This window comes from Streptomyces griseus subsp. griseus (assembly GCF_003610995.1).
GTDB lineage: Bacteria > Actinomycetota > Actinomycetes > Streptomycetales > Streptomycetaceae > Streptomyces.
This window is the reverse complement of sequence record NZ_CP032543.1, coordinates 804,523-825,012: the sequence shown is the minus strand read 5'-3', so window position 1 is coordinate 825,012 and position 20,490 is coordinate 804,523. Positions and strand designations below refer to the sequence as shown.

At 71.8% G+C, this 20,490-nt stretch carries 19 protein-coding genes and 3 pseudogenes; 11 read left to right on the top strand and 11 right to left on the bottom strand.

Annotated elements, in window-relative coordinates; all coding sequences use genetic code 11:
- Positions 1-8 precede the first annotated feature (8 nt).
- Positions 9-390 (bottom strand): annotated as a pseudogene (locus D6270_RS03760) (transposase); the annotation flags it as partial.
- Positions 391-809: 419 nt separating this feature from the next.
- Complete coding sequence (locus D6270_RS03755; protein WP_109166735.1) at positions 810-1,661, bottom strand: alpha/beta fold hydrolase; 852 nt, start codon at positions 1,659-1,661, stop codon at positions 810-812.
- 101 nt (positions 1,662-1,762) lie between these two features.
- On the opposite strand from D6270_RS03755, the gene D6270_RS03750 reads away from it, so the two are divergent.
- Positions 1,763-2,176 (top strand): winged helix-turn-helix transcriptional regulator, encoded by a 414-nt coding sequence (locus D6270_RS03750; RefSeq protein WP_109166736.1) that lies wholly within the window; start codon positions 1,763-1,765, stop codon positions 2,174-2,176.
- A 9-nt stretch (positions 2,177-2,185) separates the two neighbouring features.
- Here the strand turns inward: D6270_RS03750 and D6270_RS32760 are convergent.
- Positions 2,186-2,663, bottom strand: a pseudogene (locus tag D6270_RS32760) (transposase); the annotation flags it as partial.
- Positions 2,664-3,106: 443 nt separating this feature from the next.
- Here D6270_RS32760 and D6270_RS03735 point away from each other — a divergent pair.
- The 7 genes from D6270_RS03735 (at position 3,107) to D6270_RS03705 (ending at position 9,277) form a co-directional block, all read left to right on the top strand.
- Positions 3,107-3,985: a HipA family kinase gene (locus D6270_RS03735; protein WP_204117159.1), complete on the top strand. Its 879-nt coding sequence runs from the start codon at positions 3,107-3,109 to the stop codon at positions 3,983-3,985.
- Entirely contained in the window at positions 3,982-4,365 is a 384-nt protein-coding gene (locus D6270_RS03730; protein ID WP_109166737.1) for a DUF3037 domain-containing protein, read from the top strand. The genes D6270_RS03735 and D6270_RS03730 overlap by 4 nt, the downstream gene beginning before the upstream one ends.
- 226 nt (positions 4,366-4,591) lie before the next feature.
- Positions 4,592-5,353 carry a 3-oxoacyl-ACP reductase FabG gene (fabG, locus tag D6270_RS03725; RefSeq protein WP_018516146.1) on the top strand — a complete coding sequence of 254 codons (762 nt, stop codon included), beginning with the start codon at positions 4,592-4,594 and terminating at the stop codon, positions 5,351-5,353.
- A 20-nt stretch (positions 5,354-5,373) separates the two neighbouring features.
- A complete protein-coding gene (locus D6270_RS03720) occupies positions 5,374-6,129 on the top strand; it encodes an SDR family oxidoreductase (protein WP_109166738.1) in 756 nt (251 codons plus the stop codon).
- A gap of 118 nt (positions 6,130-6,247) precedes the next feature.
- Positions 6,248-7,828 (top strand): ABC transporter substrate-binding protein, encoded by a 1,581-nt coding sequence (locus D6270_RS03715; RefSeq protein WP_109166739.1) that lies wholly within the window; start codon positions 6,248-6,250, stop codon positions 7,826-7,828.
- Positions 7,829-7,936: 108 nt separating this feature from the next.
- Complete coding sequence (locus D6270_RS03710) at positions 7,937-8,620, top strand: uracil-DNA glycosylase (protein WP_109167601.1); 684 nt, start codon at positions 7,937-7,939, stop codon at positions 8,618-8,620.
- Positions 8,621-8,719: 99 nt separating this feature from the next.
- A complete protein-coding gene (locus D6270_RS03705) occupies positions 8,720-9,277 on the top strand; it encodes a hypothetical protein (RefSeq protein ID WP_109166740.1) in 558 nt (185 codons plus the stop codon).
- 93 nt (positions 9,278-9,370) lie between these two features.
- Here D6270_RS03705 and D6270_RS03700 read toward each other — a convergent pair whose 3' ends face one another.
- A complete protein-coding gene (locus D6270_RS03700) occupies positions 9,371-9,847 on the bottom strand; it encodes a hypothetical protein (RefSeq protein ID WP_109166741.1) in 477 nt (158 codons plus the stop codon).
- Between the two features lie 293 nt (positions 9,848-10,140).
- On the opposite strand from D6270_RS03700, the gene D6270_RS03695 reads away from it, so the two are divergent.
- A complete protein-coding gene (locus D6270_RS03695) occupies positions 10,141-11,049 on the top strand; it encodes a Gfo/Idh/MocA family protein (protein WP_109166742.1) in 909 nt (302 codons plus the stop codon).
- Here D6270_RS03695 and lnt read toward each other — a convergent pair.
- The 3 genes from lnt to D6270_RS03680 all read right to left on the bottom strand — a co-directional run bounded on the left by lnt (position 10,970) and on the right by D6270_RS03680 (position 14,452).
- The gene (lnt, locus tag D6270_RS03690; RefSeq protein ID WP_225976766.1) at positions 10,970-12,637 is read right to left on the bottom strand and encodes an apolipoprotein N-acyltransferase; all 1,668 of its coding nucleotides are present in this window, start codon (positions 12,635-12,637) and stop codon (positions 10,970-10,972) included. The genes D6270_RS03695 and lnt overlap by 80 nt on opposite strands.
- A gap of 124 nt (positions 12,638-12,761) precedes the next feature.
- The gene (locus tag D6270_RS03685; protein WP_109166743.1) at positions 12,762-13,241 is read right to left on the bottom strand and encodes a nuclear transport factor 2 family protein; all 480 of its coding nucleotides are present in this window, start codon (positions 13,239-13,241) and stop codon (positions 12,762-12,764) included.
- A 191-nt stretch (positions 13,242-13,432) separates the two neighbouring features.
- Positions 13,433-14,452 carry a ferric reductase-like transmembrane domain-containing protein gene (locus tag D6270_RS03680; RefSeq protein WP_109166744.1) on the bottom strand — a complete coding sequence of 340 codons (1,020 nt, stop codon included), beginning with the start codon at positions 14,450-14,452 and terminating at the stop codon, positions 13,433-13,435.
- A 229-nt stretch (positions 14,453-14,681) separates the two neighbouring features.
- Here D6270_RS03680 and D6270_RS03675 point away from each other — a divergent pair, with 229 nt between their 5' ends.
- Positions 14,682-15,323 carry a hypothetical protein gene (locus tag D6270_RS03675; protein WP_109166745.1) on the top strand — a complete coding sequence of 214 codons (642 nt, stop codon included), beginning with the start codon at positions 14,682-14,684 and terminating at the stop codon, positions 15,321-15,323.
- A 179-nt stretch (positions 15,324-15,502) separates the two neighbouring features.
- Positions 15,503-16,162 carry a sigma-70 family RNA polymerase sigma factor gene (locus D6270_RS03670; RefSeq protein ID WP_382775234.1) on the top strand — a complete coding sequence of 220 codons (660 nt, stop codon included), beginning with the start codon at positions 15,503-15,505 and terminating at the stop codon, positions 16,160-16,162.
- Here D6270_RS03670 and D6270_RS03665 read toward each other — a convergent pair.
- From D6270_RS03665 to D6270_RS03650, 4 genes and pseudogenes are all read right to left on the bottom strand, one after another.
- The gene (locus D6270_RS03665) at positions 16,151-17,350 is read right to left on the bottom strand and encodes an MFS transporter (RefSeq protein WP_109166746.1); all 1,200 of its coding nucleotides are present in this window, start codon (positions 17,348-17,350) and stop codon (positions 16,151-16,153) included. The genes D6270_RS03670 and D6270_RS03665 overlap by 12 nt on opposite strands.
- Before the next feature lie 22 nt (positions 17,351-17,372).
- Positions 17,373-18,598 (bottom strand): annotated as a pseudogene (locus tag D6270_RS03660) (ATP-grasp domain-containing protein).
- Positions 18,595-19,695, bottom strand: coding sequence for a pyridoxal-phosphate dependent enzyme (locus D6270_RS03655; protein ID WP_109166748.1), 1,101 nt, complete (start codon positions 19,693-19,695; stop codon positions 18,595-18,597). The pseudogene D6270_RS03660 and the gene D6270_RS03655 overlap by 4 nt, the downstream one beginning before the upstream one ends.
- Positions 19,692-20,432 carry a class I SAM-dependent methyltransferase gene (locus D6270_RS03650; RefSeq protein ID WP_109166749.1) on the bottom strand — a complete coding sequence of 247 codons (741 nt, stop codon included), beginning with the start codon at positions 20,430-20,432 and terminating at the stop codon, positions 19,692-19,694. Before D6270_RS03650 ends, D6270_RS03655 begins: the two co-directional genes overlap by 4 nt.
- Positions 20,433-20,490: the final 58 nt, after the last annotated feature.

Here is a 20,490-nt window from a genome sequence, read left to right as displayed (position 1 = left end):
AGGCCATCTCATTCGGCGAGTCCGCGGTAGCGGATGAGAGCGCGGGCGATGCCGGTGAAGGCGAGAAAGCGGTCGGCTCTGCGTTCGCAGCGTCGGTGGAGGCGGCGGCAACCGGCGAGCCAGGCCATGGAGCGTTCGACGGTCCAGCGGTGGCGGACCAGTCGTTGCGAGGATTCGGCTCCTTGCGGGCGATGCGGTGGGTGATGCCGCGTTCGCGTAACCACTGCCGCAGGTGGGCGTAGCCGTACCCCTTGTCGGCGTGGAGTTTTCCAGGCTTGCGCCGTCGGCGTCCACGGCGTGAGCGGATCGGCGGGATACCCCCACCAGCGGGATCTGGGCCTGGCTGTCGTGCAGGTCGGCCCCGGAGATGCCGACGGATATGGGCAGACCCGATGCCTGATCGTTACGGGTCCAAAGGTGAACCATCAGCTTGGGAAGCTGCGATCAGCTGAGGCTGATGTGGCTATTGACCTGAACGAACGGTCAAGACAGGGCCGGCCTCGTCGAACGCGGAACGGTTCACACCGTGGTACCCCGCTGTTCCCTGCTCGATCTGGTGCGCTTGTGGTGCGGCCGTGATGCCCACACCGCGGCCGCTACCTTCTGATCCGAAGCTCTGGAGAGATCGGTCAGCAAGGGCCATGCGGGTCGCTCAGCAGTTGGGGGCCGAACACATCGCACTCCACAAGCGGTTCCTCACACGCCTCCCGGCGTGACCTCAATCCGCTGACCTTGGGCGACTGACGAAACACCCCGGACGAATTGAGACGCTCTTCAAAGCGTGTATCGCATGTCTGTCCCCACTCCGGTCACGCTGCTTTCGTGTCCTCACCGGCCAGAAAGGGATGCAGCAGCGTGAGCAGGGCGCGCGGCCGGTGCAGCGGGATGATGTGGCCGCAGTCATCGATGACGTGTCCGGTGAGATCGTCGGTGACCGGACGGAGTTGGCGTTCCAGCGCGGCACCGACAGGCCGGGCGCCCAGCGCCATCGTGGGCACCGTGAGGCGGGCGGTGGCGACCGCCTGCTCGATCTGTACCGCACTCTCGGGCAGGGCCCGGTAGTACGAGAACGCGCCGCTCAACGCTTGGCGGCCGGTGTAGGCGCGGACGAAGGCGTCCCGGAGAGCGGGGCGTACCCCGTCGCCGAGCGTGCCGGCGCGCAGGAACCAGTCGATGTAGGCGGCCTCGCGGCCCTCCAGAACGGTCTCGGCGAGGCCGGGCTCCGCGGAATGGAAGCCGAACCACCACGGCGGCCCGTCGGCGAGGAAGTCTTCGGCGCCGGGCAGCCTGCCCAGAACGGACTCCATGGCGACCAGGCGCCGGACGAGACCGGGGCGGCGCAGGGCGAGGAGGAAGGCCGGGGCGGTGCCCGCGTCGATGGCCACCACCGCTGCCGAGGACTCGCCGAGCGTGGTGAGAAGCGCTGCGATGTCCTCGGCCAGGGTGCCCGCTTCGTACCCGGTGGCGGGCCGACTGCTGGCGCCGAACCCGCGCAGATCCGGCGCTATGACCCGGTAGTGGCCGGACAGGTCGGCCATGACGTCCGTCCAGAGCTCCCAGGTGTGGGGGAAGCCGTGCAGCAGCAGGACTGCCGGGCCCGACCCGGCGAGGGCGACATTCAGTTCGACACCGTTGGCGAGGACGCGTCGCAGTTCGGGCATGGGGGCTCCAGGTATGCGGTGAGAAAGGGTGACCAGGTCACGCTAGGGAACTATCCTGGTCAGCCCAAGACGGCACTTTCCTTTCAGGTGGTGAGCTCCGGGTGACCGCATCGAGGTCCGGCGAACCCGGCGGGCGGCCCGGTGAGCGTGGTGATCTGCTGGATCCGCGCTGCCCGACCCGCCAGTTGCTCGGCCGGATCGGCACCAAGTGGACATCGATGGTGGTCAAGGTGCTGGCCGAGGAGGCGCCGGACGAGGTTCGTTTCGCGGAACTGCGGCGCCGCATCCCGGGCATCTCACAGAAGATGCTGTCCGTCACTCTCCAGAGCCTGGTCCGCGACGGCCTGGCCGGGCGCCGCGTGGAACACACCGTGCCGCCCGCCGTCCACTACAGGCTCACCGGGCTCGGCCTCTCCCTCGAAGTACCGCTCTCCGCCTTGCGGGTCTGGGCCGAGACACATATGCCGGAGATCGACCGCAACAACCAGCTCGCCGCCGAGACACCGCCCGACTAGGACCGTGTCCTACGTGGTGAGGCGGACGAGTCGCTGGTAGCAGCAGAGGGCGGCGGCGAGGCCGAGAGAGGCCAGGAGCTCTCGGGGATAGTGCTCGTAGCGGGGGCTGAGTCTGCGGTAGCCGGAGAGCCACGACATCGTGCGTTCGATCACCCACCGTCGGCGGCCCTTGTCGTTCGCTTGATTCGATGCCTGTGCGCGCGATCCGCACTCCGATACGTTTGCCTCGTAGCCGTTTCCGGAGGTCCGGCGAGGTCGTAGGCCCTGTCCGCGTGCAGGCGCTGGGGTGTGAAGTGGGGTCGGGTCTCGTTGGGTGACCCTCGACCATGGGCTTCAGCCCTTCGCTGTCGTGGGTGTTGTCGGCCGAGATGCCGACGAGAACGGGCCATCCGTTCGCGTTCGACAGGATGTGCATCTCGGAGCTCGGCTTGCCCCACGGTGCCAGGTCCTGTGTGCTCGCCCCCTTTTGGGCCCTGACGTGGGCGGTCGACTTCGATATGCCGAAGGGGAAGAAGATCCGGACGGTGGATCTGTCTCCCTCGGTAGCTGAGGAGCTGCAGCGCCACACGAAGCGTTCCCGCCGGTGGGGGCGGAGCTGCCGTGGTGGGAAAGCCGGAGAATGAGAGGAGGAAGTTGCTCCTGCTGCTCACCACGCGCTTCGGTAACGCCATCGCGGTGAACGCCTGGAACACCCACACCTGGGGCACTCTTCGTCGACGATCACCCTCGGTTACTATGCTCACTTCATGCCGGAGGCCGGCAGCAAGGGGCGCGGCGTCATCGACGGCCTGCTGGGGGAGAGGGGAGACCGGCTCATCAGCCGAACCTCCCCAGATACTTCCCGGGGTCATTGACCGGAAATTTCGGCGTCGATGCTCCACATAAGCGTTCCGCGAAATGCAAGGCCGAGAAGATGGGTGGCCCGGGAAAGTGCTGGAAGAAGTCGTAGCGACCCGGTATGTCACGCCCTTGCGGGAGGGTGGGTCGCTCCCGGGGATCGTCGAGGCCGACGACCTCGGTACGTACGTCATGAAGTTCACCGGAGCCGGCCAGGGCCGCAAGACGCTCGTCGCGGAGGTCGTCTGCGGGGAGCTGGGGCGGCGACTGGGGCTGCGGGTGCCGGAGCTGGTGACCATCGAACTCGACCCGGTCATCGGTCTCGCCGAGCCGGACCAGGAGGTGCAGGAGCTGCTCAAGGCGAGCGGCGGGCTGAACCTCGGCATGGACTACCTGCCGGGATCGCTCGGCTTCGACCCGCTCGCCTACGAGGTGGGTACGGCCGAGGCGGGGCGGGTCGTCTGGTTCGATGCGCTGATCAACAACGTCGACCGCTCGTGGCGCAACCCCAACATGCTGGTCTGGCACGGCGACCTCTGGCTCATCGACCACGGCGCCACCATGATCTGGCACCACAACTGGCCGGGCGCCGAGGCCTCGGCGGCGAAGCCGTACAACGCCTCCGACCATGTGCTGGCCCCCTTCGCCCCGGACATCGCGGCCGCGGCGGCCGAGCTCGCCCCGCTGGTCACCGAGGAGCTGCTCACCGAGGTGGCCGCCGACATCCCGGACGCCTGGCTGGCCGACGAGCCCGGGTTCTCCTCCTCCGACGAGCTGCGCCGCGCCTATGTGGCGCCGCTGCTGGCGCGGGCCGCCACCATCCACGAGCGGATCACCCTGGACGCGCCGACCGCGAACCGGCCCTCCCAGGCCCCGGGCTGGCTCACCGAACGCCTGCCACCACGGCCACAGCCGTCCGGCGGCGACGGAGCCGCGGCAGCCGCCCGTACCGGCCGGGAGGGTGGCCGATGACGCGCCGCGATGTCTTCGAGTACGCGCTCCTGCGGGTCGTCCCCCGGGTGGAGCGCGGGGAGTGCTTCAACGCGGGGGTGCTCGTCTACTGCCGGGCCCACTCGTTCGTCGCCGCCCGTACGCACCTGGACGAGGCGAAGCTGAAGGCGCTGGACCCGGACGCCGACGTCGCGGGCGTACGGGCCGCCCTCCGCGCTGTGGAAGGGGTCTGCGGTGGCGGGGAGGGGGCCGGTCAGGCGGCCGGGGACGACGCGGGGCGGCGCTTCCGCTGGCTGATCGCCCCGCGCTCCACGGTCGTCCAGCCCGGTGCCGTGCACAGCGGGCTCACCACCGACCCGGCCGCCGAGGTGGAGCGGCTTCTCGACCTGCTGGTGCGCTGAGCGTCCTGGGTGCGGGGCCGCTCGGTGCGCCGAGTCCGGTACGAGGGGGCCGCCGCCCGGTGTGACGTGCGGCCCCTGGAGCCGCGCGCCGTTGACACCGGGTGCCAGGGCTTCTAGCGTCTCGACTGCTGAAGGTACTAAGCGGTTGCTCAGCCATCGGGTCTCTCTGTCAGGGAACGGCCACGACGTCCGCTGAGCCGCTATCCAAGGGCGAGGAGAACCAAGCATGTCCACCACCGAGCAGCGCGTCGCCATCGTGACGGGAGCGGCGCGGGGCATCGGCGCCGCCACCGCCGTACGCCTGGCGGCCGAGGGCCGCGCCGTCGCCGTACTCGACCTCGACGAGGCGGCCTGCAAGGACACCGTCGAGAAGATCACCGCCGCCGGGGGCCGCGCGCTCGCCGTCGGCTGCGACGTGTCGGACAGCGCCCAGGTGGAAGCCGCCGTCGCGCGGGTCGCCGCCGAGCTGGGTGCCCCGACGATCCTCGTGAACAACGCGGGCGTCCTCCGTGACAACCTGCTGTTCAAGATGAGCGAGTCCGACTGGGACATCGTGATGAACGTCCACCTCAAGGGCGCGTTCCTGATGGCGAAGGCCGTCCAGGCGCACATGGTGGAGGCCAAGTTCGGCCGGATCGTCTCGCTGTCCTCCTCCTCGGCCCTCGGCAACCGCGGCCAGGCCAACTACTCCGCCGTCAAGGCGGGGCTCCAGGGGCTCACCAAGACCCTCGCCAAGGAGCTCGGCAAGTTCGGCGTCACCGCCAACGCCGTCGCCCCCGGCTTCATCGTCACCGAGATGACCGCGCAGACCGCCGCCCGCGTCGGCATGGGCTTCGAGGAGTTCCAGGCTGCCGCCGCCACCCAGATCCCCGTCCAGCGCGTCGGCCGCCCCGAGGACGTCGCCAACGCCATCGCCTTCTTCGCCGGTGACGACGCCGGCTTCGTCTCCGGCCAGGTCATCTACGTGGCCGGCGGCCCCCTCAACTGACCCGAAGGGCAGCGAACGACATGACGGTGCAGGACAGCGGAAAAGTCGCCCTCATCACGGGCGCGAGCCGGGGCATCGGCTACGGGGTCGCCGAGGCGTTCGTCGCGCGCGGCGACCGGGTGGCCATCACCGGACGCGGTGAGGACGCCCTCAAGGAGGCCGTGGAGCGGCTCGGCGCCGACCGGGTCATCGCCATCCCCGGCAAGGCCCACGACGAGGCCCACCAGGCGGCTGCGGTCGAGCGGACCATGGAGGCGTTCGGCCGGGTCGACTACCTGGTGAACAACGCGGGGACCAACCCGGTCTTCGGCCCCATGGCCGAGCTGGACCTCAATGTGGCCCGCAAGGTCTACGAGACCAACGTGATCTCGGCGCTCGGCTTCGCCCAGCGGACCTGGAAGGCCTGGCAGAAGGAGAACGGCGGGGCGATCGTCAACATCGCCTCCGTCGCCGGTGTCGCCCCCTCGCCGTTCATCGGCGCCTACGGGATGTCGAAGGCGGCCATGATCAACCTGACCGCCCAGCTGGCGCACGAGTTCGCGCCGGTCGTCCGGGTCAACGCGATCGCCCCCGCCGTGGTCAAGACGAAGTTCGCCGAGGCGCTCTACGAGGGCCGTGAGGCGGAGGCGGCCGCCGCCTATCCGCTCGGCAGGCTCGGTGTGCCCGAGGACATCGGGGGCGCCGCGGCCTTCCTGACCTCGCCACAGTCCGACTGGATCACCGGGCAGACCCTGGTGGTCGACGGGGGGATTTTCCTCAACGCCGGCGTGGGCTGAGAGAGGCCTGAACCGGTTTGGCCCTGATTGACTCAAGTGCCCCGCTGGACCGACGGGTTGCTCCGGCGGGGCGCTGCGGTATGGTCTGCCGACCCATGGCTGATCGAGGAGCGTGCACGTGTTCTACCGGGCCAGTCTGCAGGCCGCTGCAGCCCTAGCATCTCTTTCTCTGCTGGCAGGCTGCGGTCTTCTTTCCGACAGCGGATCGGAAGGGAACCAGAAGATAACCGTCGGGACGACGAGCTCCCCGTCGACCCTGGACCCCGCCGCGGCCTGGGACGGTTCCTGGGAACTGATGCGGAACATCTACCAGACCCTGGTGAGCTTCCCCACCGGCAGCACGAGCCCCGAGCCGGACGCGGCCGACACCTGCACGTTCACCGACGCCACGAGCATGGCCTACCGGTGCACGCTCAAGAAGAACCTGAAGTTCTCCAACGGCGAGAAGCTCGACGCTCAGGCCGTGAAGCACTCCATCGACCGCGTCGTGAACATCCACTTCAAGGGCGGCCCTGCGGGCATGCTCGGCTCACTGGACCGGATCGAGACCAAGGGTGACGACACCGTCATCTTCCACCTCAACAAGTCCGACGCCACCTTCCCGTTCATCCTGGCCACGCCCGCGATGTCGCTCGTCGCTCCTGCCGACTACCCCAAGGACAAGATCCGGGACGACGGAAAGATCACCGGCTCCGGACCCTACCTCCTTGACTCCTACGAGGCCGGTGTCGCCGCCGAGCTGACGAAGAACCCCGATTACAAGGGCTTCGCCAACCGGAAGAACAACGCGGTCACCATCCGGTACTTCGAGAAGTCCGGCGAGATGGTGAACGCGCTCAAGTCCAAGGACATCGACGCCACCTACCGCGGTCTGACCGCCGAGGAGGTCGTCGGCCTGGAGAACAAGAAGGAGGGCGACAACGGCCTCCAGATCATCGAGACCACCGGCGCCGACATCCGCTTCCTGGTCTTCAACCCGAAGGACCCGGCCGCTGCCAAGCCCGCCGTCCGCAAGGCCATCGCCCACATCGTGGACCGCGACGCCCTGGTCGCCAAGGTCTACCGGGGCACTGCCGAACCCCTCTACTCGATGATCCCCAAGGGCATCTCCGGGCACACCACCAGCTTCTTCGACACCTTCGGCGACCCGGACGTGAAGAAGGCCAAGGAGATCCTCACCGAGGCCGGGATCACCACTCCGGTGAAGATGACCTTCTGGTACACCACCGACCGGTACGGCTCCTCCACCCAGCCCGAGTTCGAGGAGCTGGAGCGGCAGCTGGAGAAGACGAGCCTCTTCGACATCACGCTGGAGAGCGCCCCCTGGAAGACCTTCCAGGAGGGCTTCACCCAGGGCGAGTACCCGGTCTTCGGCCGTGGCTGGTTCCCGGACTTCCCGGACCCGGACAACTTCATCGCCCCGTTCGTCGGCGAGGAGAGCGTCACCGGAACCCCGTACCGCAACAAGGAGATCACTCAGCAGCTCATCCCGGCCACCCGGCAGGAGAGCAACCGGGGCGCGGTCAGCAAGCAGTTCGAGCGGGCCCAGCAGATCCTCGTCGAGGACGTCCGGCTGCTGCCGCTGTGGCAGGGCAAGCTGTATGTGGCCTCCGGCGAGGACATCGGCGGCGGCGAGCGCGCGCTGGACCCGCAGACCGTCATGCAGATGTGGGAGCTGTACCGCAAGGCCAGCTGGTAGCGGGTAGCAGGTGTGCGGGCCCGGGGAGCAGGTCTCCCCGGGCCCGTTGTCAGTGGCGGGCGGTAGGTTCTGGGATCAAGAACCTGTTGCTCACCGGAGGTTGTGGACGTGACCGATATCGACCTGCTGCCCGAGTCCTGGCGCGGCGTCCTCGGCGAAGAACTGCAGAAGCCGTACGTCAAGGAGCTGGCGGACTTCGTCGAGGAGGAGCGGTCCAAGGGGCCGGTGTATCCGCCGCGCGAGCAGGTCTTCGCCGCCCTGGACGCCACACCGTACGAGAAGGTCAAGGTCCTCGTCCTGGGCCAGGACCCGTATCACGGCGAGGGCCAGGGGCACGGGCTCTGCTTCTCCGTGCGGCCCGGCGTGAAGACGCCGCCCTCCCTGCGCAACATCTACAAGGAGATGCAGGAGGAGCTGGGCCTGCCCGTCCCCGACAACGGCTATCTGATGCCCTGGGCCGAGCAGGGCGTTCTCCTGCTGAACGCGGTGCTCACCGTGCGCGGCGGCGAGGCCAACTCCCACAAGGGCAAGGGCTGGGAGAAGATCACCGACGCCGTGATCCGTGCCGTCGCCGAGCGGCCCGATCCGGCCGTCTTCGTCCTCTGGGGGAACTACGCCCAGAAGAAGCTCCCCCTGATCGACGAGGAGCGGCACGTCGTGGTGAAGGGCGCCCACCCCTCCCCGCTCTCCGCGAAGAAGTTCTTCGGCTCCCGGCCCTTCACCCAGATCAACGAGGCCGTCGCGGCCCAGGGCCACCAGCCGATCGACTGGCGCATCCCCGGCCTCGGCTGAGAGCGACCGGGCCGCCGCCCGTGCCTGAGCGGGATTGCGGACCACCGGCGCTAGCGTCGGAGGGACCGCGACCGGCTTGACGGGCAAGAGGAGACCGCAGTGGTGGAGCAGCAGGAGGCGTCGTCCGAGGACGCCGTCATGACCAGGATCGGCCAGGCGGTCATGCTGCTCCACGGCGGTGACCGGGAGGAGGCCCGCAACCGCTTCGCCCTCCTCTGGTCGGAGCTGGGCGCCGACGGCGACGGCCTGCACCGCTGCACCCTCGCGCACTACATGGCGGACACCCAGGACGACCCCGGGGACGAGCTGGCGTGGGACCTGCGGGCCCTGACGGCCGCCGAGGGGCTGCTGAGCGGCGACCGGACCGGCGGGGACCGGGACGGGGACTCCCTGGCGGTCCGGGCGTTCTACCCCTCGCTGCACCTCAACCTGGCGGCGGACTACCTCAATCTCCAGCGCCCCGACGCGGCCCGCATCCACCTGCGCCAGGCCCGCGACGCGGCGGACGCGCTGGAGGACGGTGGCCGTGGGGCGTACGGCGGTCACAGCAGGCGCAGCCGTCACGGCGGTTCCAGCAGTCCCAGCGGTCGCAGCGGTTACGACGGGGGAGTGCGGGCCGCGATCGAGAGGCTGGAGCTGCGGATGCTGGGGATGTGAGGCCGGGGGATGCGGGGACGTGAGGCCCGGGCGCCGACCCGGATGCCGAGCCGGTCCCGGGAAGCCCGGCCGCCCCTGGCCGGAGCGTCGGCTTCAGCGCCCGTACGTCTTCTCACAGATGCGGGCCTCCCTGCCGGCCGGGGGCCAGCCGCCGTACCCCCGGCCGAGCGCGCACACGTCGTGCAGGCTGCCGCCCCGCACCTGCGGCAGGGCCGGCAGCACGCCGGAAGGGACGACCGGGACCTGCCGGGGCGGTGTCCGGCGCGGCGGTGGCGCGGCCCGCTCCGACGGCCGGGGCGCCGGTGGGGGTCCGGCCCGCCGGGCTTCCGAAGGGGGAAGCGGTGCGGGAGAGGCGGGCCGGCCCGGTGACGGGCTCGGCTCCACGATGGTCTCCAGCGCCTCGCGCCCCGGCGGCTGCACGACCTGCGGGAACACGTCCTGGGCCGCTCGGCCGCTCTCCGCCGCCGGAGGGTGCGGCAGGCCCGCCTGCGGATCGACGGTCACGCACCCGGAGACGGCGGTCACGGCCACCCCGACCAGGAGTTTCGTGGTGAATCTGGTTCGCTGCACGCGGGTAACTCTGCGGTGCGGACGACCGCTCGGGCAGCCCGTGGGCCAGGAATGGCCCGCACGAGTGACCCCGTCAGCACAGCGCCACGGCCCCGCCCCGCAGTGCCCCCGGGGCGTTCGGCTGTGTCGATGGCGGGTTCGGAGCATCCTGAGGAAGCCGTCCGGTCACCCCGGACCATGATCACCACCCTGGCCAGGCATTTCCTCCCCGGGCGGCCCGGAGCGGGCCGGCAGGCGCCCCGTATGCTGCCGGGACCGGAACACCAGCACGGCACGGCGAGAGGGAGACCCCTGTGAAGGTCGGTTGCATCGGGCTCGGCGACATCGCGCAGAAGGCGTACCTGCCGGTGCTGAGCGCCGTACCGGGGGTCGAACTGCACCTCCAGACCCGGACGCCCGCCACTCTCGACAGGGTGGGCGACACCCACCGCATCCCGGCCGGCGCCCGGCACACCACCCTGGACTCGCTGCTCGCCGAAGGGCTCGACGCGGCGTTCGTGCACGCCCCGACCGCCGTCCACCCGGAGATCGTGGGACGGCTCCTCGAAGCCGGGGTCGCCACCTATGTCGACAAGCCGATCGCGTACGAGTACACCGAGTCCGAGCGGCTGGTGAACCTCGCCGAGGAGCGGGGGGTCAGCCTCGCCGTCGGCTTCAACCGCCGCTTCGCGCCGGGTTACGCGCAGTGCGCCGAGCACCCGCGCGAGCTGATCCTGATGCAGAAGAACCGCGTCGGGCTGCCCGAGGACCCCCGCGCCCTGGTGCTGGACGACTTCATCCATGTCGTCGACACCCTGCGCTTCCTCGTTCCCGGGCCCGTCGACCACACCACCGTGCGCGCCCGGATCGTGGACGGGCTGATGCACCACGTGGTGCTCCAGCTCTCCGGCGACGGCTTCACCGCGATCGGCATGATGAACCGGCTGAACGGGTCGACCGAGGAGATCCTCGAAGTCTCCGGCCAGGACACCAAGCGCCAGGTCCTCAACCTCGCCGACATCGTCGACCACAAGGGCCGGCCCAGCGTCCGCCGGCGCGGCGACTGGGTGCCGGTGGCCCGCCAACGCGGCATCGAGGCGTGCGTCCACACGTTCCTGGACGCGGTCCGCGCGGGCCAGGTGCTCAGCGCGAGGGACGCTCTGGCGACCCATGAGCTGTGCGAGCGGATCGTCCGGGACTCCCTGGAGCAGGCCTCCTCCTGAGCACCCGCACCCCCTCGGCCGCGCACAGGGCGGCCAGCGCCGCCAGAGCCCCGTACACCGCCCAGTCGCCGAAGCGGCCGTAGATCGTGGTGCCGCGCGTCAGCGGTACGTCGTACACGGCGGCCGCGCTCTCGTCCGTACCGAGCGGCTCTCCGATCCGCTCCCCGCGCGGCCCGTACACGGCACTGATCCCGGTGAGCGTCGCGTGCACCATGGGCCGGCCGTTCTCGGCGGCCCGCAGCGCCCCCAGGGAAGCGTGCTGCGCAGGTGCCCAGCTCTCCTGGAAAGTGGAGGTGGCGGACTGCGCGACGAGCACCTGGGCGCCGTCGCGGGTCAGCCGCCGGCTCATGTCGGGGAACGCGGACTCGAAGCAGACCAGCGGCCCGATCCGCAGCCGCCGGTCGCCGTCGGGCAGGACCATGACCACCTGCCGGTCGCCGCGCAGCCGGTCCTCGCCCGCCGCTTTGCCCACCGAGGTCGCCCAGCCGAGCAGGGACCGTGCCGGGACGTACTCACCGAACGGCACCAGGCGCATCTTGTCGTACCGGTCCCCGGTCGGCCCGTCAGGACCCACCAGCACCGCCGACTTGAAGATCCCGCTCCGGCCCGATCCATCCGTCTGCCGGGCATCCACATTGACCAGCAGACCGGCGCCCGTCCCCCGGGAGAGCGCCGCGAGCCGCCGTGCGGTCTCCGGGGCGTGCCAGGCACCCGCCCCGATGCTGCTCTCGCCCCAGACGACGAGATCCACGTCCCGGCCCGCCACCGCACGGGTCAGCTCCTCGCCCCGGGCCAGCCGCCGTTCGACGCTGCCGGGGCCCGCGACGACACCCGGCTGTACGACGGCGATCCTGGCGGTCCCCGAGCGCCCCGGCTGCGGTGCCCAGGCCCACATCGCGGTCACGGCCAGGGCGCACACCACCAACAGCACCCCGCCCGTCGTCCTGGCCCCGGTCCGGGCGATCGTCACCAGGACCAGAGCGGTGTTGACCGCCACCACCAGCAGGCTCACCAGCCACACCCCACCCACCGACGCCACCCGCAGCGCCGGGGCGACCTCCCACTGGCTCGCGCCGAGCAGCCCCCAGGGCCCGCCGAGCCCCTCCCAGGAGCGGACCGACTCGATCACCAGCCACCCCGACGGCACGGCCACCACCGCGGCGGCGGCCCGGAGTGCGGAGGGCGCGCCGCCGAGCAGCCGCTGGACCAGCACGCCCCAGGGCGCCCACAGCAGTCCGAGCAGCGCGGCCAGCAGCACGATGAAGACGTGCAGGCTCGGCATCAGCCAGTGGTGGACGGCGATGACGAAGCCGGTTCCGCCGGTCCAGCCGTCCAGCGCCGCCCGCCGCGGTGTCTCCGCCGAGCGGATCAGCAGCAGCCAGGGGACGAGCGCGACATAGGCCAGCCACCAGAGGGACGGCGCGGGGAACGCCAGCGCGGGCAGCGCCCCGGCGAGCAGTGCCGCAGCCCCCCGGACCCAGCCGGAGGCCGGAAGCGACCACCGGACGGGGTTCCCGGCGTCCGACGGGGACCCCTCGGCCTGCGGCTGCCCGTCGGACGCCGGAACCCCTCCGCCCCGCATCCGCATGCCGTGCCCTCCTCGTCCCGCGCGGGTGAGCAGCCGCGTGGTCTGCCAGGTCAGCTCTCCGTACCCAGTGTGGGGGAGGAGATCCCCACCCGACACAGGACAGCCCCCGGCCGAGGGGTGCGGTTCAGGCCACTCCGGGGGCGCGGCGCCACTTCTCGTGGACGGTGACGGTACGGATCCGCCAGCCCGGGTCCCTACGGTGCAGCTCGAAGGTGTACCGCCCGCCGGAGACGAAGTCCGGGGCGGTGTCACCGGCCGGGCCCGCCTCGCCCTCTCGTGCCAGGCGCATCGGGTTCAGGTAGTCCGCCCGGACCCGCGCCCGGTCGCCCGGGTAGCCGCCCAGGTCCTGGAGGTCGATGCGCCGGTTGACGATCAGGTGCTGGGGGATCGCGAAGAGGCGCATCGTCCCGGTGAGCCAGCGCGCGATCTCCTCCGCCGGACCCTCCACCCCGCCCGCGCCCGTGTAGTCCGCGCGGCCGTCCGGGGTGAACAGGGCTTCGTACGCGGGCCAGTCGCCGTCGTCCACGGTCACGGCGTACCCGGTGATCACATCATCGATGGCGAGCCGGTCCATCACGGTCGCGAGTGCCACACGCTGTGTCATCGGTCAAGTCTCGGTCAAGCCGCCCGCCACGCCAAGGGGCCTGCGGCCTCGGGAAGGCGGCGACGCGAAGCCGTCCCGAAGGGGTTTCCCCCCGCCCGGAAGCCGCCGAGCTCCCGCGAACCGACCACGACCACCGGGGGAGATCATGAGTGGTCGTGGGCCCGAGCGTATGCGCCGGGCAGACGCCCCGGTCAGTCGTGGTTGTGGGTGGAGGAGGTGTCGTCCGGCGGCACGGTCCGTCCGCCGTCGCTCCCGCTGACCACCACCACGACCAGCGCCACCATGACCCCCACCACCGCGAGCCGGCCGCCCAGGCGCAGCGCCCAGCCGGTCCGGGAGGGTGCGGCACCGGGCGAGAGGGGCAGCTCCTCGGAGCGGCGGGCCGGGCGCAGCAGCCGGACGAGCAGCAGGGCGGCGATCGGCAGCTGGAGGAGCCAGACACTGGTGCGGAACCAGCCGTCGTACCAGACGTTCGTCCCGTACAGCAGGGTGTGCCAGACGCTCAGCACGTAGACCACGATCACGAACCGGTGCAGGACGCGCCAGGTCTTCGGGCCGATGCGGTGGCGTACGTAGAAGAGCAGGCCGAGCGGGATCGCGAGGTACAGCGCCGCCTGGCCGATCGGGATGGCGATCTGGCCGGTCCCCGAGGTGTAGCCGCCCGGGACGAACGTCTCGACGAAGGCGGTGCCCAGCGCGGAGTTCCACGCGTCGGTGGAGTGCCGGAACAACTCGGCGCCGAACAGCAGCGCGTGAGCGGTGATCAGCGCGATGGTGTTGAGGCTCGTGGTGCGGTGCAGGCGCTCCAGGCGGGGGCCCGAGAGCGGCAGGCGCGAGGGGCGCTGTCCGGAGAGCAGGAGGCCGAGGACGACCGTTCCCCAGGCCCAGAGCAGCGCGGACCAGCCGAACGCCTGGCTGAGGAAGTACATCCAGAAGCCGCCCGCGTCGGCCATGAACGGCATCACGGAGACCGTGGAGGAGGTCTTGTTGCGGATGCGTATGTAGAGCAGGACGAAGACGGCCGCCGTCACCAGGAGCGCCACGAGCCCGTCGGGCCAGGAGGCGCGCAGATCGGAGCGGAGGGTGGTGCGCTGTGCGGTACGGGGCCGGCGTGGACCGGGTGGACGGGTCTCCGGCGACGTGATCTCGGATGACGCGGTGGGGACTTCGGCGGCCGCTGCCAGTTCGGGTGCGGGGGGCTGGTTCGTCATGCGGCCTCTTCGGGGACGTCGGCTGGCGGGGCGGATGCGCCGGCCCCGGGCCACGAGGCGTGTGCGGGCGCGTTGTTGGAGCAGTCGGCGGGGGAGAGGCGAAAGTTCCCCGAGTGTCGTGTGATATGAATCACACCTGTGGCGCCTGGGGCAAACGGGGTGAACTCCCCTTGTTTCCGCATCTGCTGGTCTTCTCCGCGAGGCGGGTGCGGCTGGCACGATGACCGTCATGGGAGCCGGAACCGCACTCCGCCTCGCCCGCACCGTGCTGTTCGCGGTCGTGTGCGTCGCCGTGTCCGGGCTCGGCCACGCGCTGATGTCCGGCGGACCGCTGCCCCTGCCGTCCCTGGCGGCCGTCCTCGTACCGGTCGCCGCCGCAGGCTGGTGGCTCGCCCGCCGCGAACGGAACGCGCCGGTCACCGTCTCGGCTCACGTCCTGGGCCAGTTGGGGCTGCACGCCTACTTCACCGCCTCCGCCACGGGCGGCGCGCACCATGCGCACGGGGCGATGTCCCACGCCTCCCCTACGGGCCCGGCGGGGGACGTCTCGCACCGGATGGAGCTGCTGGCGGCCTTCGACGCCTCCGTCTTCACCACCGGCATGGCCGCCTCCCACGCGGCCGCCGGGCTGGTCTGCGGCTGGTGGCTCTGGCGCGGCGAGGTGGCCCTCGCCCGGCTGGGCCGCTGCCTGGCGCTCTCCGTCCAGGCCCCGCTGCGGACGGCGTGGCGCCTCTGGTCGGCGACGCCCTTCTCCGGCGTCTCGCCCGTTCGGCCGCGCACCCGCCGCCGCCCGGGCCGCCGCCCCCAGGACCTCCTCGCCCTGCACGCCATCTCCCGGCGCGGTCCGCCGCTTCCCGCCCTCTCCCTGTGACCCCCAGCCGCCCACCCGGTTCCGCGAGACCCGGTGGCGGTACGGGTGTGCGCTCGCGCCCACACCCGTAACAGGCATGCCGGTACCGCCGGACCCGCCCCCAGGGCCGTCCGCGCGGCCGGCCACGCGGAGCCGTGCGGCGACCACGCCACGGCTCCGCCAGGACGCGAAGGACCGCTGTGACCCTTACTGCCACCCCCCTCCTCCCCGCCGGGCCGCCCGTCACCCCGGTGCCCCGGCCCCGGGCGTACGCCACCCGCCAGAACGACGTACAGATCACCGACTGGGCCCTCGCCGCGGGCGGCGGTGACCGGGAGGCCGCCGACCGCTTCGTCCGGGCGACCTACGAGGACGTCCGCAGATTCGTCGCCTACCTCAGCGCCGACGTCCCCGGCGCCGACGACCTCGCCCAGGAGACCTATCTGCGGGCGATGAGCGGACTGGCCCGGTTCGCCGGACGCTCCTGCGCCCGCACCTGGCTCCTCTCCATCGCCCGCCGCGTCGTCATCGACCGCCACCGAACGGCCGCCGTACGCCCCCGGACCGCCGACACCGCCGACTGGCAGGGCGCTGCCGAACGGGCCCAGCCGCGCCACCTCCCCGGCTTCGACGAGTCGGTCGCGGTCTTCGACGCCCTGGGCCATCTGGACCCGGCGCGCCGCCAGGCCTTCGTCCTGACCCAGGTGCTGGGGCTCTCCTACGAGGAGGCGGCGGACGCGGCGGGCTGCCCCGTGGGTACGGTGCGCTCCCGTGTGGCCCGCGCCCGCCGGGAGCTGGCCGGGCAGTGGCGTACGGAACCGGGGGAGCGGGTGACGGTGGCCGCCGGTTCAGCCCCGTAGCTCCGAGGCCGCCTCCGCCCGGGGCTCCGACCGGCCCCGGGCGGTACGGCGGACCAGCGGCAACACCGGCAGCAGCAGGCACTGGAGGCAGACCGCCACCCAGAACGCCCGCGCCGAACCGGCCGACTCCGCCGCCGCGTACAGCTGCCCGCCCACCACCCCGCTGGCGAACCCCCCGATGCCCGCCGCCAGCCGCTGGCGGCCGAAGACGGTGGCCGGAGGCGAGGACGAGCGGGCCAGCGCCTCCAGGTCGTTCTTCAGGAAGAGCACGATCTCACCCAGACAGAGCAGCGCCCCGCCCACCGCGATGCCCACGTAACCGCCCCCGGCGATGGCCGCCATCCCCGCCGCCATCGCCCCGAACCCCCACCGCAGCGCCGCCGGATAGCTCAGGGCGGCGATCCACTCCGCCAGCAGCGGCTGGGCGACGACGAGGAGGGCCGCATACCCCATCAGGACCACGCCGTAGAAGCCCGCCGACGTCCGGGGGACCGCGTAGAGCGCCAGGTAGTGCTGGAAGAACATGAACGCGTAGACGCTCAGCACCGTGACGAGGAACGGCGAGAGACCGGACCGTGCGGGGCTCCTCTCCGGAGCCCCGGCCGCGACCGTCTCCGCGCGAACCTCCTCGCGCGGCAGGAACGCGTGCCCCACCCCGACCAGCGCGAACAGCCCGGCGACGCACGAGAAGAGCACCCCGGGGGAGCCCAGCACCAGCGGGGCGGCGGCCGGAGGGCCGAGCGCCATCCCCGCGTTGAACGCCGAACTGCTCGCCGACAGCAGCCGAGGCCGGTCCGCGTCGGGTGAACCCGCCACCAGATAAGCCTTGTTGGCCGGGAGGTAGAGCGCCGCGCCGGCCGACACCAGCAGCAGCGCGCCGATCGCCAGGACGGGACTGGTCAACCCCGGTACGAACGCGGCGAATCCGGCCGTACGCAGGGCCAGTGCCAGCAGCATCGAGGGCCGCAGCCCGATGCGCGCGGCCACCGGCCCCGCCACCACGCCCCCGGCGAACTGGATCAGCGAGGCCACCGCCAGGACGAAACCGACCGTGCCGAGCCCCAGGCCGAGCCGCTGGTGCAGCAGCACCGACATGTACGGCAGCACGGCGAAGCTGCCCAGCGTGATCAGGAACGAGCCCGCCAGCAGGAAGACCTGCGGCCCGGTGAACCGCCTGTGCGCCGGCATCCGTTCAGCGCTCACCCCGCCCTCACGGCGCGTCCGCGATCACCGGTCGCACCCGGACCGCCGCGCTCCACGCCCGGTGCTGGGCCAGCTCCGCCGTCGCCGCCTCGGCCAGCACCATGCCCGTACACCCCCGCTGGTCGCCCACGTGCGGCAGGTGCTCGCCCGGTTCGCGTACGGGGTACCACTCCACCGACCCCGGGAAGGCGGCGAGTTCGTCGAGGCCGTGCCAGCCCTTCAGCACGCCCGGCCGGTCCGCGTAGACGAGGACGAAGCCGTACGCGGGGCCCTGACCGCCTTCGAGCGGGGCGTCCAGCAGAGCCGGGCGGCGGCCGAGCGCCTCGTCCATCATCGCCGTGTACACATTGGTGGCCAGCGACCGGCAGAGCACCTCACCCACCAGCGCGCCCCCGATCCGCCGGTTGATCTCCACCAACTCCGGCCCCTCGGCGGTGAGAATGAACTCCACATGGGCGAACCCCCGCCGGTGCCCGGCCACGTCGAGCACCTGCCCCACCCACGCCTCGATCCCGTCCCGCTCCCCGTCCGGCAGCGCCACCGGGAAGGCCGCGGCCTCCTCCCGTACCACCGCCGACCGGGACGTCTGGCGGCTCAGTACCCCAGCAGCCGGGTGGTCCCCTCCCAGCTCAGCGTCTCCGCGCTGTACAGCGGCCCGGCGAGGAAAGACTCCGCGAACAGGCCTCCCTTCAGCGGCTGTCGGTCCGCCTCGGCCAGCGCCCGGTGCAGCGCCTCCTCGTCGGGCACGATCCACACCCCGCGCGAGGAGGTGCCCGCCGAGTCCTTCAGCACGGCGGGCAGCCCGACCGTACGCAGGACCGCGTCCACGCCCTCCGGCCCGGGCGGTACGGCCACGGCGGCCGACCGGCTCAGCCCCCGCGCGTGCAGGGCCTCCCGGACCCGGCGCTTGTCCCGCAGCAGCCGGACCGCCTCCGGGCGCGGGCCTGGCAGCCCCAGCTCGTCGGCCAGTTCGGCGGCCGGGACGCTCCACGTGTCCGTCGTGTTGATCAGCCCGGCCAGGGACGGGACGCCGGCCAGCGCCCGGCGGACCGCATCCGGGTCGTCGGTGTCGACGTCCACCACGTCCAGCGCGTCGGCGGGCAGGGTGGCCAGCTCATGCCGGTACACCGAGCGGTCACCGGTGAGCAGGCAGAGCCGGTGGCCGGTCTCCTCGGCGGCCTCGGCCATCCTGCCGAGCCCGAAGGACAGGGACTCCAGAGCGGCGATCGTCACGGCTGCATCTCCACGGTCGGTACGGGGGCGGGGGCGCCGCCCTGTTCGGGCAGGCGGGCGGCCTCGGGAGCGGCGCGCCGGCCCCACTCCATCACCGACCACGGCGGCCGCAGTGCCTCCAGCGACGTGATCGGGCGGGGCCGCAGACCTGCCGGGTCCAGCGCCTCGGCGTGGCGGGTGAACACCCGCTCGGCGTAACGGTGTCCGGTGTCCGCGCCCAGCACCAGATGCATACGGCCCGGGTCGCGCGCCGCCTCCCAGGAGGCCGCCAGGTGGGCCGCCCCGGTGGAGAGTCCGGCGAACACCGCGTGCCGGCGCAGCAGTCCGACCGCACCGGCCATCGCATGGCGGAAGTCCAGCCAGTGGACGGTGTCGTACAGCTCGTGGTGGACGTTCCCGAACGGGATGGAGCTGCCGATGCCCGCGATGATCGCCTCCGGGTCGCTGAACTGCTCGCTGGCGAAGGTGACGCTGCCGAACGGCTGGATCCCCACCAGCCGCACCGCCCGCCCCGACTCCCGTAGCGCGCGGGCCAGTCCACCGGTCGAGGCACCCGTGCCGACCGCACCCACCACGGTCAGCGGACCCTCGGGCAAGGAGGCGTCGAGGAGTTCGGCGAACTCCCGGTACCCCTCGTGGTGCACGGCGTCGTGGTACTGCCGCATCCAGTGGAAGTCCGGCCGCTCGGCCAGGAGTTGCCGCACATGGCGCACGCGCAGCTCCTGGTCCAGCCGCAGGCTCTGCGACGGCGGCATCTGGTCCACGGTCGCGCCGAGGATCTCCAACTGGGCGAGCATCGTGGCGTCGACGGTGGTGGAGGCCACGATGTGGCAGCGCAGCCCGTAACGGTGACAGGCCATGGCGAGCGCCACCGCGTAGATCCCGCTGGAGCTGTCGACCAGCGTCTGACCGGGCACCACCCGGCCCCGGCGCAGCAGCGAACGGACCGCGCCGAGCGCCGCGTACACCTTCATCGTCTCGAACCGGGCCAGCACCACCTCACCGTGCAGCCGGATCAGATCCGGGGTCTTCACGGCTTCGGTGATGTGCTCGTGCACGGTCGCGGTGGCGGCGGACTGCTGCTCCCCGGGCCTCACTTGCGCCTGCCCCGGACGATGAGCCGGTCCGAGTGCTGGTCGTACCCCGAACCGTCGAAGCCGCCGAAGCACTCCACGTCGGCGAAGCCCGCCTCCTCGAGGAGGGCGTGCAGTTCGGCGGCGGAGTAGAGCCAGGAGTGGATCGAGGCGGTGCGGGCCGAACTCCCCCGCACCAGCGTCCAGTCGGTGCGCAGCCGCCGCCAGCTGTCCAGGACGGTGTCGCGCTGGACGACGTACGCGCCGTCCGGCAGGTCCACCACCTTCGGCCGCCCGATCCAGCCCGCCAGCACCTCCTTGCCCATCACGTCGACCAGCAACCGCCCGCCCGGCGCCAGGCTTTCGTACGCGTTGCGGAGCACCTGGAGGTTGTCCTCGGCGGCCTCGAAGTAGCCGAACGAGGTGAAGACGTTCAGCACGACGTCGAAGGCGCCGGGCTCCGCGTACGTGAGCATGTCGGCCCGCTCCAGGCGGACATCCGCCCCCGCCGCCTCGCAGACGTTCCGGGCCCGCTCCAGCATCGAGGGCGAGAGGTCGACGCCGGTCACCGCGTATCCGCGCGCCGCCAGCGGCACCACGAAGAGACCCGGTCCGCAGCACAGGTCCAGCACCCGTGAACCCGGTGGGAAGTCCAGCAGGGGCGAGGAGGCGACGAGGGCGGCGGCGGACTCGGCCCGGGCCGGTGGGAACATCGTCGAGGCGAAATCGGACCAGAGCGCGTCGTCCTCGTACCACTGCATGCCTGTCGGCCTCCTCCCGGCCCGCGTGGGGCCGTCGTGCCGCCGCAGCTGTTTCGCC

Coding starts and splice junctions, on each gene's coding strand:
- D6270_RS03755 (WP_109166735.1), bottom strand. CDS start 1,661: ATGCCCGAACTGCGACGCGTCCTCGCCAACGGTGTCGAACTGAATGTC.
- D6270_RS03730 (WP_109166737.1), top strand. CDS start 3,982: ATGACGCGCCGCGATGTCTTCGAGTACGCGCTCCTGCGGGTCGTCCCC.
- fabG (WP_018516146.1), top strand. CDS start 4,592: ATGTCCACCACCGAGCAGCGCGTCGCCATCGTGACGGGAGCGGCGCGG.
- D6270_RS03720 (WP_109166738.1), top strand. CDS start 5,374: ATGACGGTGCAGGACAGCGGAAAAGTCGCCCTCATCACGGGCGCGAGC.
- lnt (WP_225976766.1), bottom strand. CDS start 12,637: ATGCGGATGCGGGGCGGAGGGGTTCCGGCGTCCGACGGGCAGCCGCAG.
- D6270_RS03685 (WP_109166743.1), bottom strand. CDS start 13,241: ATGACACAGCGTGTGGCACTCGCGACCGTGATGGACCGGCTCGCCATC.
- D6270_RS03680 (WP_109166744.1), bottom strand. CDS start 14,452: ATGACGAACCAGCCCCCCGCACCCGAACTGGCAGCGGCCGCCGAAGTC.
- D6270_RS03675 (WP_109166745.1), top strand. CDS start 14,682: ATGGGAGCCGGAACCGCACTCCGCCTCGCCCGCACCGTGCTGTTCGCG.
- D6270_RS03665 (WP_109166746.1), bottom strand. CDS start 17,350: ATGCCGGCGCACAGGCGGTTCACCGGGCCGCAGGTCTTCCTGCTGGCG.
- D6270_RS03650 (WP_109166749.1), bottom strand. CDS start 20,432: ATGCAGTGGTACGAGGACGACGCGCTCTGGTCCGATTTCGCCTCGACG.